Here is a 15,528-nt window from a genome sequence, read left to right on the forward strand (position 1 = left end):
TGGCATGGGTTTATCATAAAATATCACTACTATCTTTTAGCTCTATACCCTTTAGAAGCGTAACAAGCTTCCAGAATCGCTTGTTTTCTTTCGTGCATCGCAATACCAGCCGCAATAGGATCACTCACCCCATCGTAGGTGGGGGTATTCTTTACCACATCGTATTGACAGTCGGCGTTATCCTTAGCTAACTGTGCCGGAGTAGCACCGGGCTTGACGTATATTGTTTGAGCGCATCCGGTCATCAATATAACGCCCACAACTAATACGATTTTTCCTGTGTTCTTTTTCATATTTTTAATTTTATAGGTTAGATAGAGAGCACCCACTGGCTCAAGGTGAGTGTAGCTCATAGCAATGTAAGAATATCCTTACACTAAAATCAGCATAACCTTACAAATCAACAGCATTACCTCTTTTCAAATAGCACCGATTAAAATCGACTCATAACCCGCTGCAACTGAACCAGTGACCACGCGCCACCGCGAGCAGTTTTAATGCCAAGCTGATTCAGTTCAGCAATCATTCCACGCTGAGATAATCCGCGAGCTACCATTCCATCAATAACACCTTTCAGTTTACCGGCAAAGTTATCAGCGGTTTGCTGGCGTGCTTCAATGTTCGGTTTCAGGTTTGCAGCACCAGCAGCCCCTAATACAACACCACGCGCTTTAGCGGCAGCAAGAGCGGCCTTTGTCCGCACACTGATTTGATCACGCTCCCATTCAGCCATTACAGAATACATTTGCAGCATCACTTTGTTAGCTTGTGGCATATCCGCACAAACGAAATCAACGCCGGTTTCTAATAACCCACTAATAAAGTGAACATTACGCGCCAGCCGGTCAAGCTTGGCGATAATCAAAGTCGCCCCCTGCTTTTTGCAAGCATCGATAGCAGCCTTAAGTTGCGGACGGCGATCAAGAGCATCCGAACCTTTGCCGGTTTCAACCTCCACAAAATCGCCCAACAATTCCCAATCCCCACCGTTTAAATGATTTAGCACAGCTTGCTTTTGAGCGTCCAAACCTAAACCGGATTGACCCTGCTTTTGAGTGCTTACCCGATAGTAAGCAATAAATTTACCGTTTGCCATAACCTGAATCCTCTTTGACTACATTACAAGACGTTCGTTTAATATGTAGTCAAAGATGATACAGCACTAAATATTTAATGCAATTTATTTGTGACGTCACGTGACATCACTAATTTAATGATATATGATAAGCACCATTAAAACAAAAGGTTAATGGTGCTATATGAAGGAAATAAAAAAGAAACGTGGGGTTAAGCCGCTGAATGAGACGGCTTTGACTGCCGCACAGCGAAAACGGCGCGAGCGAGCAAGGCTGGCATTCTCTATTGAAGCAGCACAAGACAGTGGCTACACCCCAATGGGGATTCTACTTAACAATAAACAGTTACGCGCTTGTAGAGAACTGGAGATAAGCTGGGGCGGTGACCTATCAGCAGATAAGCTGAATATTCTGATTTTTATGGCTTTGAAGCATTTTCTCGAAGATGATTCAAACCAACATCTTAAAACGCCAAAGCTCAACGATTGGCCTGAAAATTGTGACGAGCTAGGTAGTATCCAATTAAAAGCAAAACTTAAATTCATGGAATGGGAAAAGCAACAATGACTATATCAACATCGTTTTTAAACAAATCAGAAGCTGTTCATCACCTCCACAATCGGTATGAGGAATTCATAACCGGCAATGGCCTGGATGACACCCACCCAAACTTTCAGAGCTTGATACATGAGAATGTCAGAAACCCATACTCTATGAGCGCCATTGCTAAAGGCTACCCACGCGGCAACCGAGCGGCATACGGCGTAATTGAAACAGTCCGTATTAGCAACCGTCCATACTTCGCCCGTCAAACTCTTGATGAGTGGTTCGACAAGCACTATGCGCCAAAACTGTTAAAAGCGGCGGCATAGTGACCGGCACAGTTAAAACCAATCGCACGATCAAGACACCGGCAGAAATACAAAACTGTTTGGTATTGAGAGAAGCCGGGTATTCATTAGCCGCTATATCAACCAAGACCGGCATAAGCCCGGCTACTTTAACGCGCCATTTTAAAAAGCATGGCGCGGTTAAAGGCACGTTATCACTATCGGCGGTAGATGAAGCAAGGCAGCAATTATTAAGCGACAGCGGCTTTATAGGTGAGCTTAAGGCGGCGATAGCGTCATCAATCGTTGACGATCTAAGCCACGTTGCACAGCTTAGGGAATCGATGGCAGTGACGCTTGAGCAGGTGATGACAGATGCAGCCTTGCCAGCACACTGTAAGTGCCGCGCTATCGCCGCCCTTGCTACCAGTTTAACCCTAACACAGAAAGCCGCTAGAGTAGCACTACAGGCCGATAATCAACTGATTGAGCAGGACACAATACCGGAGTTATTTATATCTGAGCTAACAGCAGAAGACATTGAGCGTATGCGTATTGAACAGCGGCTGTTATCAGGTGAAGTAATCGACGACGCGCCAACCGATGACATTGATTACGACGACAATATTATTGAAGAGATGGAATAAGTCACCGATGACTTAGGGATGAGGGGCAGTAGTCTTAGAAAAAAACGCGTATATGGCAAGGTAATAAAGTCATCGTCTGATACCAATTTGAAAATCCAGAAAGGAGTGAGCAAAAAAATTGGGCCAGATGCAACCGAAAATCTAGCAAGACAAATAAACAAAAGCCGGTAATAGGTCTGCCAACCCTACCGGCTCTTTTTAACTAATCCTCTTACAGATAGTGAAGTAATTATACATGAATAACGAACATGAAACACGCGGTGCAGAGTGGCCTTACTTTGACCTATATGCAACTAAGAAAATTGCAAAATCCCGCAAAAAAGTAACGCGTTCCATTACAAAATCTCGCAAAAAAGTAACTTTTGTTGATCAACTTAGAATTGATGCAACGCTAGACTCGGCATGGCTTGCAGCCTTATTGCATAGGGGCAATGAAAGCGCGGGCTTTAGTATAATAGATTTAATACAATCTATACCTTCCAACATACAAGTTAGCAATTACTTTCTTCAAGACTCAAGACGACAAGCACAACATTACAACAAAGCGCCAGAATGGAGAAACGCAAGACATCGACTTAAAGCAGTATTCTATCAATTAGCTATGTTACATCAGGCAGAGCAAAGCGACTGCCGACTTATACCATTCACTGCCAATCTGACACCGGACTTTGTTAATAAAGCACTTCGGCATAAAAAGGGCTTCATTGACTACACAAAACGCAAGATCGATAGAGCTATGAAATCAGAGCTTTCAAGAGTTCCCCAATACTGGTTTGTTGTAGAGCTGGCTCCCGTAACTGGAAACCCTATAAAGGGGCGGCAACGTCCGCACCTGCACGGTGGCATTCTCTTAACACCACCGGAGAAAGAATCTGTGCGTAAACAAAAAACACCCATATCAAGAGCGTTTCATAGGGCTATTGGAAAATGCCACCCTGATTTTAGCGAACGCCTTTTTGTTATGGATGATCATAAAACCTATGCGCAACAAAGAGGCATTACAGAAATAACAGCGGCTTTAAACTGGCCTGGATACTGTTTAAAGTATTATTCGTTTACAAGGTGGTTTCTTAACAGACAACCCAATCTGACGGCTGACAATGCCACAAAACGCCAAGCAGAGGCTCTTTACGGCCTGTTAACGCCAAAGTCATCACCAAAGCTAAGCACAGAGGATGAGGCGGCTTTAGAAGTATTTATGAACTTCAATTATGAAAAGCAAGTAAGTGCTTAATTAATAAGCTATTTAAAAAAGATAAGCGCTTGGTTACTTCGACTTTCATTTGCTATGCTATCAACTCACGCTCTTATTGCGAGAGCCAAATCAAGAGGAACCAAAACTATGAACCCGTCACAAATTACAGAAGAAAAATTATGCAACATTCTGGAGGTATCAACTATTATCAGCACCGTAGATTATGCCGGTATGCGCGTTAACACTATCGATCATCCCATCATCGGCAAAGCAGCAACGGTTCAAGGTGGTTCTGGCGGTGCGCTGTTATTCACTAACTTGTAACCATCTTAATTTAGTGCCAGACTAATTACATTAACCGGCACCAGTTAGGTGTCACACTTCACCAAAAGAGCAAAGTTCGCAAGCCATAGAAATCAATAACTTATTTTCAGACTAGATTTCTATCTGAATTCATCTAAACTTTGAATTCAGATAGTGCAAAAAGACTCCATAGGAACCCAAAACATGGCTTTTCGAATATTCACCGGATTGATAGTTTCATTCCTCATCAGCTTAAGTGTATGGGCTGATGAAATAAAAATAAACCCGTCTCACCCCGACCAATATACCGTTACTAAAAGCGATACTTTATGGGATATATCCGGCAAGTTTTTAACACACCCTTGGCAATGGCCTGAGTTATGGAAAAACAATACTCAAATTAAGAATCCCCATCTTATTTATCCGGGCGATACAATTTATTTTTCAATGGTCGATGGCAAACCGCAGCTTAGCCTTTCCAGAAACGAGCTACCCCATACTCAAACACAGGCTGACCCAAATTCCCCCTGCGTGTTGAAAGAAGAAGACTATAAATATGGTCGCAAAGATTTTGCCGTTTCCAAAGAAGGAAAGGTACTACCTTGCATTCGGGAAACTGAAATAAAACAGGCTATCAAATTAATTCCTACGGAAAATATAATGAGTTTCCTTTCATCGCCCAAGGTAGTGGATGAAAACGAGCTCAACAATGCGCCTTATGTTGTTGACTTTGCCGGCGAACATATTGTTGTGGGCCCTGGCGACCGTGTTTATGTGCGCTCGATAACCGATCCAAACAACTTATCCTATACGATTTACCGGCCGGGAAGCGCCTATATCAGTCCGGAAAGCGGGGAAATCCTGGGCTATGAAGCGCAATATATTGCCGATGCCTCTTTAGAGCAACCCGGCGACCCGGCAACATTAACCATAACCAAATCAGCCCGTGAAATCCGCACTGGCGACCGGATTATGCCCAACGCGGAACTGGACATTGCATTAAATTATTTTCCCCGTCCACCTGAACAAAGCATAAAAGGCAGTATTATCAGTGTGCTTGGCGGCGTTTCCCAAATCGGTCGATATAATGTGGTCGTGATAGACAAAGGTACAGCAGACGGCCTTTTACCCGGACACGAGCTAAATATCTATAAAACCGGCAAAATTATCAGAGACACTTACAGCCCGATTAAAAACGATGCCGTTAATCTTCCAGATGAGATTGCCGGCACCCTGATGGTTTTCCGCCCGTTTGAGCGCGTCAGTTACGCTCTGGTCATGAAAGCAACCCAGGCTCTTCATGTATTAGACAAAGTTAGAACCCCCTGAACATTACCGCACAACAAACTGATCAAGACATAAAATACTGGCTTGCGCTATTGCGCACGCCAGGTGTCGGTTGCCGCACATTTCTCCGCTTGCTCGAAAGCCACACCCCGGCGCAGTTATTTTCAGAATCATCATCCGCACTCAGCACGCTGGGCTTAAAAAACGACATCGTTCATGCAATCAGAAAACCTGATTGGACGCTTATCGACTATGATCTAAGCTGGCTGAATCAACCCAATAACAGCGTAATTACCCTCAATGACGCAAACTATCCGGCGCAATTAAAGGAAATACCCGATCCTCCGCCGATTCTGTTTGTACGCGGCAATCCCAAGTTATTATCACTGCCGCAACTTGCTATTGTAGGTAGCCGCAACCCCTCGACATCAGGACTGGAAATTGCCTTTAACTTTGCCAAGACCCTGAGTCATTGCGGCTTTGTGATTACCAGCGGCTTGGCCTTGGGCATAGACGCCGCCAGCCATCAAGGCGCATTAAAGGCCAACGGTTATACGATTGCGGTAGCCGGGACCGGGCTGGACCGGGTTTATCCGGCGAGACATAAAGACTTGGCTACTGAAATTGTTAATACCGGGGCGATAATCTCGGAGTTTCCACCCGGCACGACCGCCAAAGCCAACCACTTTCCCAGACGCAACCGCATTATCAGCGGCTTGAGCCAAGGTCTGCTGGTAGTTGAAGCCGCCAAACAAAGCGGTTCGCTGATTACAGCCCGCATGGCGCTCGAACAAAACCGTGAAGTTTTTGCAATCCCCGGCTCCATATACAACCCATTGGCCCGAGGTTGCAACGCATTAATCCGTGAAGGGGCAAAACTTGTCGAAACAACCCAAGATATTCTTGACGAATTAAATCAATATAATCAACAAGATGAGAATATTACCGCACTAACAATGCAATCAACGCTTGACCTGGAGCAGCAAACATTATTGAATCTTGTCATGTTTAGTCCAACTTCTATCGATACTTTGGTTGAAAATGCCAACGAATCCGTCGAAGTTATTTCGTCAATGTTACTGATTCTGGAACTGCAAGGATACATAGAAGCAACCGCCGGCGGTTGCTACACCCGAATCAAATAAACAACTAAAAATCTATGAAAGAAAATATTTTTGATGTCCTGATGTATTTATTCGAAAACTATATGGAAGATGAAATTGAAATACTTCCAGACAGCGATATCGTCAGAACAGAATTGCTGGAAGCGGGCTTTGAACAAATCGAAGTCAACAAAGCTTTCGATTGGTTGGAGTCGCTTAGCCTGCAACGGGCTATAAACACCTCAGCATCTCCAGCGTTCCGCATCTTCTGTAGTCAAGAAAAGGCCAGACTGGATATTGAGTGCCGCAATTTGCTTATGTTCCTTGAGCATAGCGGCATCCTGAACTCAGCCAACCGGGAAATTGTCATCGACCGGGCCATGGCATTGGAAAATGAAGAAATATCGATGGAAAAGCTAAAATGGATAGTCCTGATGGTATTGCTCAGCCAGCCGGACGAGGAAATTGCTTTCTCCCGAATGGAAGATATAGTCTATGACCTTATTCCAGCTTATTTCCATTAGTTTAAGGTTCAAGATGACAAGGTGAAGGGCCCAAAAATATGTCTTTTCGCCTTGAACCCTACCCCTTTTACCCTGAACCTTTTTGAATAAATGAGTAAAAACCTCGTCATTGTAGAATCGCCTGCAAAAGCCAAAACTATAGAAAAATATTTGGGCAAGGACTTTCAGGTTTTGGCCTCTTACGGTCACGTCCGCGACCTGATCCCCAAAGAAGGCGCAGTCGACCCGAACAACAACTTTGCGATGAAATATGAAGTTATCGATCGCAACCAAAAACATGTACAAGCCATCAGCAAAGCCCTTAAAGCCTCTGATGCTTTATATCTTGCAACTGACCCTGATAGAGAAGGGGAAGCCATTTCCTGGCATTTGCTTGAGCTGCTGAAAGAAAAAAAACTGTTGAAAGACAAACCGGTGCATCGGGTTGTTTTCCATGAAATCACCAAAAAAGCCGTCACCGAAGCCATAGCCAACCCGGAGCAAGTCGCTATCAGCTTGGTTAACGCCCAACAGGCGCGCCGCGCTTTGGATTATCTGGTCGGTTTTAACCTGTCACCGTTGCTATGGAAAAAAATCCGTCGTGGTCTGTCTGCGGGCCGTGTACAAAGCCCTGCTTTACGGATGATCGTCGAACGCGAACTGGAAATCGAGGCCTTTAAATCCCGCGAATACTGGACGATCGATGCGGCATTGACCACTCAGGATCAAGCATTCAAAGCCAAACTGACCCAATTTGACGGCGAAAAAGTCACGCAATTCAGCATTACCAATGAAGAGCTGGCGGAAAAAACCAAACAAACCTTGCTGAACGCAGCTGACGGGCAATTAATGGTTGACAAGCTGGAGAAGAAACAGCAAAAACGCAACCCAGCCCCGCCATTCATCACCTCGACACTGCAACAGGAAGCCTCGCGCAAATTGGGTTTCACCACTAAGCGCACGATGATCGTTGCTCAGCAACTCTATGAAGGCATTGATATAGGCGGCGAAACCGCCGGTCTAATCACCTATATGCGTACCGACTCGGTTAACCTGTCGGTTGACGCTGTCGAAGAAATCCGAGCCCTGATTGCCGAAAACTACGGCGCTGAAAATGTGCCCAAAGAGCCGAGAGTTTTTAAGACTAAATCGAAAAACGCCCAGGAAGCGCACGAAGCGATACGCCCAACCTATCCAAGGTACTTGCCCAGCCAGCTAAAAGACCACTTGAGCATCGAGCAGTTCAAACTCTATGAGCTAATCTGGAAGCGTACTATCGCCTGCCAAATGATTCATGCCACGCTGAATATGGTCGCCGTCGATTTAAGCTGCGGCGACGGTAAGCACGTATTCAGGGCAACCGGCTCCACGATAGCCCATCCAGGCTTCATGGCCGCCTACTTGGAAGGCAAAGACGACAGCAACGAAAGCGATGACAAAGAAAGCTTTCTGCCGCCGATGGAAGAAGGCCGCCCGGTCCAGCTTAACGACATCAATGCCGCACAGCATTTCACCGAGCCGCCACCACGCTACGGCGAAGCCAGCTTGGTAAAATCCCTTGAAGAACATGGTATAGGCCGCCCATCGACCTATGCGTCGATTATCTCGACCTTGCAAAACCGTGAGTATGTCACGCTGGACGGCAAACGCTTCTATCCGACCGATGTCGGCAGAATCGTCAATAAATTCCTGACCGAACATTTCACTAAATACGTCGATTACGATTTTACCGCCAACCTGGAAGATGAACTGGATGCGGTTTCTCGGGGAGAAAAAGACTGGATTCCGTTAATGCGCGATTTCTGGAACCCTTTTACCACTCTGATTCACGAAAAAGAAGAAAGCGTCCAGCGCAAGGATGTCACCCAGGAAGCTATCGACGAGAAATGCCCCGATTGCGGTAGCCCTTTGTCTATTCGTCTGGGACGAAATGGCCGGTTTATAGGCTGCACTAACTACCCTGAGTGTTCTTATACCCGAAACTTGAACGATGACGGCGGCGCCAGCGATGAACCCGAAATTGTGGAAGGCCGAGTCTGTCCTAAATGCGAGTCGCCTTTAGTCATCAAAACCGGACGCTACGGCAAATTTATCGGTTGCAGCAGCTATCCCAAATGCAAACATATCGAGCCTTTGGAAAAGCCGACGGATACCGGTGTTGAATGCCCGCAATGCAAAAAAGGCAACATCCTCAAACGCAAATCCCGGAACAGCAAAATATTCTATTCCTGCTCGGAATATCCAAAATGCGATTACGCATTATGGAATGCGCCGATACATGAAAGCTGCCCGGAATGCGAGTGGCCTATATTGACTGTCAAAGAAACCAAACGGCGCGGCGTGGAAAAGGTTTGCCCGCAAAAGGAATGTAAATATGCAACGCCGTATGAAGGCGATCCTGCGGATGTACAGGGGCCTAAGTAATTTACATGGTCAACATGAGCGAATGAGTTTTCGCCCATGGAATTGATACAAATTCTCTCTACATGGCAATGCTTGAACAAAATCTTAAACTTGCGTAATTCCGACACTCAGCGTTATTCACAAGTGTTTCAAGCACGTCATTGGCAAGGATTCGCTACGCGCTCTACCGTGTCACTCCTGACTATCGCTCGGAGTCTTTTGGATAAATGCAAATCCGTTCCAGACGGATTTGTGCCGGACCCGTTAGAGCGCCTAGCGAATCTAGATCTCAGCGACGTGGAAAATAGACCAGAAAGTTTTTTTGTGGTTAAAGCACGATCTGATATACCCAGGGCTTCTCGGCAATCGTTTCCTGAATTACCCCAGCTCAAGCATAATAATATCCTCGATAAAACAAGTTTAGTTTTTAGAACGGCTTCCGCATGATCTTAGCTCTTCATGAGCCTTGGTGGCATATGTCAAGTATCGATAAATATAAAAACAATTATCTATAGCAATCAAAGCCATATCTACTTTACAATATACGGTTAAATTTAGTCTATTCGGCAATCTTTTTAAGTACAGATCAAGTCATTTTTAGGCGTTCTGTATGAAAAAACGAACTAATTCAATACGAGAACTATGGAACAACACAATCTTACCCTAGGCATCCCCGGCTTTAATTACCCCGATTTATACAATTCTGCACGATTGAAAGATTTGCTGGATGTGTTTGATGCCTCGGTTGAACGTCATGACCCGCAGCTGCACGCTGAATTCAAGGCTTACCGCCAGAATCAGGGCGCAGGGTTATCGGCGGAGGCTGTTTCTGATCTGCTGGTGCGCATGGGGCCTTATGTCGGTCAGTTTGTCGCCAAGCTTTTTAATGTTTCCGAACAGCATCAGGCGCAGGGCGCTAAAATCAAAGACGAAATCGACACTATTTTTACTTATAAAAATGAAGTGGTCGATAAATTGGCTTTCTTCTTTAAAGGTCAGGATGCCGGCGACTGGGCTATTCCAGCTATCCTGAACCGCTTTGATCTGTTGATCGATGCGGGCTTTCCCGAAGCCAACCAGGATAACGATCCTGAACACCGCGTTGCCCGTGTCGGCGCGGCTATTGGTCTGCTGTATAGCCATTACAAACTGGTTGCCAAGGGCAAAGACAGCGATTACGAAAATGCCGACTTAGTCGTAGAGGCTTTGCGCGCCAAGCTTGCCGCGCATCAAGAAGCTGCAACTGAATTTAACGACATCATCAGTCAGCAAGATCCCGCCGAATTTATTAACAGCTTAATGGACGTTGTACTGCGTTGGAGCTTTGTAGCTCAACAGGATAACGATGTGATCGCCAACTGGCCGAGTTTCAAACTCCCGCAAAAACGCGATTTCGACCATTTGGTTAAACATGAGCTGGTCGATCGCGGCGAGTTCAAGGCCTGGATGGGCGAGCAGGAACACCGCCGCCGTCGGGACGGTTTTAAACTGACCGACCCGCGTTTTAACCAGCGTCAAGTATTATCCGAAGTCAATCATTGTATTTACTGCCACGAGCGCGATACCGATTCCTGCTCTAAAGGCATGCGTAACAAAAAAACCGATACATTCAAAGTTGATCCGCTGGGTGTAACCACCATCGGCTGCCCATTGGATGAGAAAATTTCGGAAATGCATCTGGTCAAACGCCAAGGCGACAATATCGGCGCGTTAGCGATGATTGTGATCGACAATCCGATGTGTCCTGGCACCGGGCACCGTATCTGCAACGAGTGCATGAAGGGCTGTATCTACCAAAAAACCGACCCTGTCGATATTCCGCAAATTGAAACCAATGTGCTGACCGATGTATTGTTCATGCCCTACGGCTTTGAAATATATAGTTTGCTGACCCGCTGGAATCCGTTAAACGTAAAGCGTCCGTACATGCTGCCTTACAACGGCAAAAATGCGCTGGTGGTGGGCCTAGGCCCCGCCGGTTACACGATGAGTCATTATTTATTAAATGAAGGCTTCGGTGTTGCCGGTATCGACGGCTTAAAGCTTGAGCCATTGCCTGTGAAATTGACTGGTGACAGCGACAACCTGCCTATTCCGATTGTTAATTTTCAAGACCTGTACGAAGATTTGGACAAACGCATCCTGGCCGGTTTTGGCGGCGTTGCCGAATACGGCATTACCGTGCGTTGGGACAAGAACTTCCTGAAAGTCATTTACCTGACATTGCAAAGACGTGAAGCTTTTCGCGCATACGGCGGCGTGCGTTTTGGCGGCACGATCACCATTGAAGACGCTTGGAACATGGGCTTTGATCATATCTGTATCGCTTCGGGCGCAGGCCAACCTACTATCATCGGCCTGAAAAACAACCTGATGCGCGGCATACGCAAAGCCTCGGATTTCCTGATGGCATTGCAATTAACCGGAGCAGCCAAAGCTTCTTCACTAGCGAATTTACAGGTGCGTTTGCCTGCCGGCGTTATCGGCGGCGGCTTGACTGCAATGGATACCGCAACCGAATTGCTGGCGTATTATCCGGTGCAGGTCGAAAAAATCCTGCATCGTTATGAAATGCTGGTTGACGTGTATGGCGAGCAAACCGTGCGCCGCCGTTACGACCAGGAAGAAACCATCATACTCGATGAATTCCTGGAGCACGGCAAAGCTATCGTCGCAGAACGCCAGCGTGCTGAAACGGCAGGCGAGCAGCCGAATTTCCAACCTCTGGTAGAAGCATGGGGCGGCGTCACACTGTTTTATCGTAAAGGCATTTTCGATGCGCCTGCGTATCGCCAAAACCATGAAGAAATCGTTAAAGCACTGGAAGAAGGCATCGCCTTGGCTGAAGGCATGAGCCCGCTCGGTGCAGAAGCCGACGAATACGGACACCTGAACGCAGTGGAATTTGAAAAACTGGCGCTGGAAGAAGGACGCTGGAAAAACTCAGGTCAAAACGTCACTGTTCCGTTGCGCAGCTTATACGTTGCGGCGGGCACATCGCCGAACACTATCTATCAAAGCGAATATCCCGACACATTTGTGATGGATAAATGGTTCTTCCAACGTTATCAGCCGGAATGGACCAACGACTCGGTCGAATTGGTTCCGATGCACGATGAAGCCCTTCCTAAACTGGGCAAACCTGCACCGCTGACGTCTTACCAAAAAGACGGCAAATTTATCAGTTTTTACGGCGACAATCACCCGGTTTACGCCGGCAACGTGGTCAAGGCCATGGCCAGCGCCAAAAACGGCTATCCGCATGTGGTCAAGCTGTTCGAAAAAGAATTGGCTGGATTAAACCCAGCCCAGCAGCCGGAGCGCGATGCGGCGTTAAAGGCCTTATTTGCTCAATTGGATGAGTCGTTTAAAGCCACTATCGTTGCAATTAACCGTTTGACGCCGACGATCATCGAAGTCGTGGTCAAAGCTCCGATGGCAGCGGAAAAATTCCATCCCGGACAGTTTTACCGCGTCCAAAATTACGAAGCTTTTGCGCCTGTCGTCGAAGGCACGGTGCTGGCGGCTGAAGGTTTGGCGCTGACCGGCGCGGAAGTCGATAAGGAAAAAGGCACGATCTCCCTGATTGCGCTGGAAATGGGGTCATCTTCGCGGCTGTGCGCTACCTGGAATGTCGGCGACCCGTTGGTAATCATGGGTGTAACCGGCACGCCAACCGACATCCCGACCGGCAAAACCGTGTTGTTGCTCGGCGGCGGATTAGGTAATGCGGTACTGTTCTCCATCGGCAAGGCATTAAGAGCAGCCGGCAACAAGGTAATTTATTTTGCCGGTTACAAATATGCGCAAGACCGCTTTAAAGTCGAAGACGTTGAAGCGGCTGCCGATATTATCATCTGGTCGGTCGATACGGGCGAAGGCGTTACTGCCATTACACCAACCCGTCCTCAGGACAAAACCTTTGTCGGCAATATTCTGGAATGTATGTTGGCTTATGCCCAAGGCGGCTTAGGCGAACAGCCTATTTCGCTGGCGGATGTCGATCACCTTATCGTGATCGGTTCGGACCGCATGATGGCGGCAGTAAAAAGCGCGCGCTTTGATGTATTGAAGCCTTATTTAAACAAAGCCCATCATGCTATCGGCTCAATCAACTCGCCGATGCAGTGCATGATGAAAGGCATTTGCGCGCAATGTCTGTGTAAACATGTCGATCCCGATACCGGCAAAGAATGCTTCGTGTACTCCTGCTACAACCAAGATCAAGATTTGGATAAAGTTGATTTTCCGCATCTGAATGCAAGGTTGCGGCAAAATACCGTTCAGGAAAAACTGTCTAATCTTTGGTTGGATTATTTGTTGGAGAAACAGCGGTAGAATTAGAGGGCAAGTCGAGGCCCATAAAAATCGGACGGAAAAATTAATTCGTCCTCAGAACTTTTCGCATAATCAAAAAGTAGACCGCTTCAAATGTTTGGGACGTGGTTACAAACCTCGTCCCTTGCGGCTTACCTTTTTCTATGAGTGAATGCCCTTTTATCTTGACAGGTATATTCCGGCATAAGGCCAGCAGTTTGATGAAACCGCTTGGGCTAATTGTTGCCCGTAAGCCAATATCAAGCAAAATTCATATCATTATATTCTTGGAAAATGTACATTTGACCGCTGTAAATATGATGAAAGCCAGATCGAAAACTTGGAAAAGCAGTTAAAAGGCACCTACACTACATACACCGATAGCCATTTATGTATTCCAATTAGTCCCGGTGCTTTACGCATGTAATTTCATGTCTTCTTTATCAGGTAGTTTTTTGAGATTTACCGGCTTACTCTTTTTTGTTCTTTGGCTTCCATCCGCACAAGCACAGGCAGATTGGCACGGGGATATAAAATTTCTGACTGATTACGTTTATCGAGGCTATTCAAAGAGCAGAGGACATCCAGTAGTTCAAGGACATCTTGATTATCAGGATAATTCCGGCTGGTTTGCCGGACTCAGTTTGTCCCAGGTGCGTTTTGATGATCAGTTAAATATGGATCGAGCCGAAATTGAAATTAAACCTTACTTGGGGTGGAGTCTGCCTCTTTCATCAGATTGGCGAACCGAGTTGTCAGTCAGCGGGTACATCTATGACAACAAAATCTTCAATCACGAAGCCAATTACGCAGAATTTTATGCCTCTCTGCATTATCAAAACTGGCTCAGTGTCAGAGCGTCCATAGCACCTAATGCCTATCAACGACAGGTCGATGTAGCAAACTATGAACTGAATGTTCGCCATGATCTTTTGGATAACGTTCAATTCTCGGCTGGGCTGGGTTACAACCAAGCCGGCGCTCTGCTTGGACAAGATTATTTTTATTGGAATGCAGGTGCATCGTGGTTTATGACATCTTATTTAGCCATCGACTTGCGCTATGTAGATGTTGCGCTAAGTTCCCGTCAAGAAACTGAATTACATCATGATGAATTTTATCCCAGGCAACAAAACAACAAGTACCTATTCTCTGTCACACTGGGATTTTAAAAAAAATTCTAAGGGGATTGAACTTTATGATCAGTCAAAGGAATACAGTAATCAAGACAATTCTAAATTACAGAAAATCAGTTTGAACCATGTTGACTCTAGTACATAACAAAGAAACCCCGCAACCGCAAATGCTGGACAAGTCAACAGCCGGGGTTGATGAATCCGCTTTGCTTCAGCGTATTGTCGAGGGAGATGTATTAGCATTTGAAGCATTTTATAAGCATTATTATCCCAGACTGTTTCGTTTTATATTGCGTACCACGCGGCAACCCGAAACTATTGAGGAATTGATTCAGGAAACTCTGTTGCTGATTTGGGAAAAACCAGAACGCTTCAATCACGGCAGCAAAATATCAACCTGGGTATTTGGTATTGCTTATCACAAGGCGCTTAAATCGATGTCTAAAGCTGCTCGACGCTGTCGCGATGTGGATGTTGACGAGTTAAGCGAATCCATCGGCGATCCATTAGCCAATTTGGCTGAAAACGCCGAAACCCAGGATTGGTTGAGTAACGCGCTCAATATACTTCCTGCTGACCAACGGGCAGTGATTGAGCTTACTTTCTATCATGGACTACCTTACCAGGACATCGCTAAAATCCTGGACTGCCCGGAAAATACCGTTAAAACCCGCATGTTTCATGCACGCAAAAAGCTTCAAGTGTTTGCAGAAGCACAGGAGGATTAA

At 46.1% G+C, this 15,528-nt stretch carries 14 protein-coding genes; 12 read left to right on the forward strand and 2 right to left on the reverse strand.

Annotated elements, in window-relative coordinates:
* Window positions 1-29 precede the first annotated feature (29 nt).
* Entirely contained in the window at window positions 30-353 is a 324-nt protein-coding gene (locus EPO18_RS10825; protein WP_292433383.1) for a hypothetical protein, read from the reverse strand.
* Between the two features lie 80 nt (window positions 354-433).
* Window positions 434-1,096 (reverse strand): recombinase family protein, encoded by a 663-nt coding sequence (locus EPO18_RS10830; RefSeq protein WP_292433384.1) that lies wholly within the window; start codon window positions 1,094-1,096, stop codon window positions 434-436.
* Window positions 1,097-1,259: 163 nt separating this feature from the next.
* Between EPO18_RS10830 and EPO18_RS10835 the strand changes: the two genes are divergently transcribed.
* The 12 genes from EPO18_RS10835 to EPO18_RS10890 all read left to right on the forward strand — a co-directional run bounded on the left by EPO18_RS10835 (window position 1,260) and on the right by EPO18_RS10890 (window position 15,528).
* Window positions 1,260-1,643, forward strand: coding sequence for a hypothetical protein (locus EPO18_RS10835; RefSeq protein ID WP_292433385.1), 384 nt, complete (start codon window positions 1,260-1,262; stop codon window positions 1,641-1,643).
* Window positions 1,640-1,948, forward strand: coding sequence for a hypothetical protein (locus EPO18_RS10840; protein WP_292433386.1), 309 nt, complete (start codon window positions 1,640-1,642; stop codon window positions 1,946-1,948). The genes EPO18_RS10835 and EPO18_RS10840 overlap by 4 nt, the downstream gene beginning before the upstream one ends.
* Window positions 1,948-2,553, forward strand: a complete 606-nt coding sequence (locus EPO18_RS10845) for a helix-turn-helix domain-containing protein (RefSeq protein WP_292433387.1) — start codon at window positions 1,948-1,950, stop codon at window positions 2,551-2,553. Before EPO18_RS10840 ends, EPO18_RS10845 begins: the two co-directional genes overlap by 1 nt.
* Before the next feature lie 235 nt (window positions 2,554-2,788).
* Window positions 2,789-3,787: a hypothetical protein gene (locus EPO18_RS10850; RefSeq protein ID WP_292433388.1), complete on the forward strand. Its 999-nt coding sequence runs from the start codon at window positions 2,789-2,791 to the stop codon at window positions 3,785-3,787.
* A 108-nt stretch (window positions 3,788-3,895) separates the two neighbouring features.
* Complete coding sequence (locus tag EPO18_RS10855) at window positions 3,896-4,072, forward strand: hypothetical protein (RefSeq protein ID WP_292433389.1); 177 nt, start codon at window positions 3,896-3,898, stop codon at window positions 4,070-4,072.
* A gap of 183 nt (window positions 4,073-4,255) precedes the next feature.
* The gene (locus tag EPO18_RS10860; RefSeq protein WP_292433390.1) at window positions 4,256-5,380 is read left to right on the forward strand and encodes a LysM peptidoglycan-binding domain-containing protein; all 1,125 of its coding nucleotides are present in this window, start codon (window positions 4,256-4,258) and stop codon (window positions 5,378-5,380) included.
* A 50-nt stretch (window positions 5,381-5,430) separates the two neighbouring features.
* Window positions 5,431-6,483, forward strand: a complete 1,053-nt coding sequence (gene dprA / locus EPO18_RS10865) for a DNA-processing protein DprA (RefSeq protein ID WP_292433391.1) — start codon at window positions 5,431-5,433, stop codon at window positions 6,481-6,483.
* 14 nt (window positions 6,484-6,497) lie between these two features.
* Entirely contained in the window at window positions 6,498-6,965 is a 468-nt protein-coding gene (locus tag EPO18_RS10870) for a Smg family protein (protein ID WP_292433392.1), read from the forward strand.
* 90 nt (window positions 6,966-7,055) lie between these two features.
* Complete coding sequence (gene topA / locus EPO18_RS10875; RefSeq protein WP_292433393.1) at window positions 7,056-9,368, forward strand: type I DNA topoisomerase; 2,313 nt, start codon at window positions 7,056-7,058, stop codon at window positions 9,366-9,368.
* A 621-nt stretch (window positions 9,369-9,989) separates the two neighbouring features.
* Window positions 9,990-13,685: a pyridine nucleotide-disulfide oxidoreductase gene (locus EPO18_RS10880; protein WP_292433394.1), complete on the forward strand. Its 3,696-nt coding sequence runs from the start codon at window positions 9,990-9,992 to the stop codon at window positions 13,683-13,685.
* A 410-nt stretch (window positions 13,686-14,095) separates the two neighbouring features.
* On the forward strand, window positions 14,096-14,836 hold the full coding sequence (locus EPO18_RS10885) for a TorF family putative porin (RefSeq protein ID WP_292433395.1): 741 nt from the start codon (window positions 14,096-14,098) through the stop codon (window positions 14,834-14,836).
* An 89-nt stretch (window positions 14,837-14,925) separates the two neighbouring features.
* The gene (locus EPO18_RS10890; protein ID WP_292433396.1) at window positions 14,926-15,528 is read left to right on the forward strand and encodes an RNA polymerase sigma factor; all 603 of its coding nucleotides are present in this window, start codon (window positions 14,926-14,928) and stop codon (window positions 15,526-15,528) included.

Source organism: Methylobacter sp. (genome assembly GCF_004322395.1).
In the GTDB taxonomy this organism is placed as follows: Bacteria; Pseudomonadota; Gammaproteobacteria; order Methylococcales; family Methylomonadaceae; genus Methylobacter_A.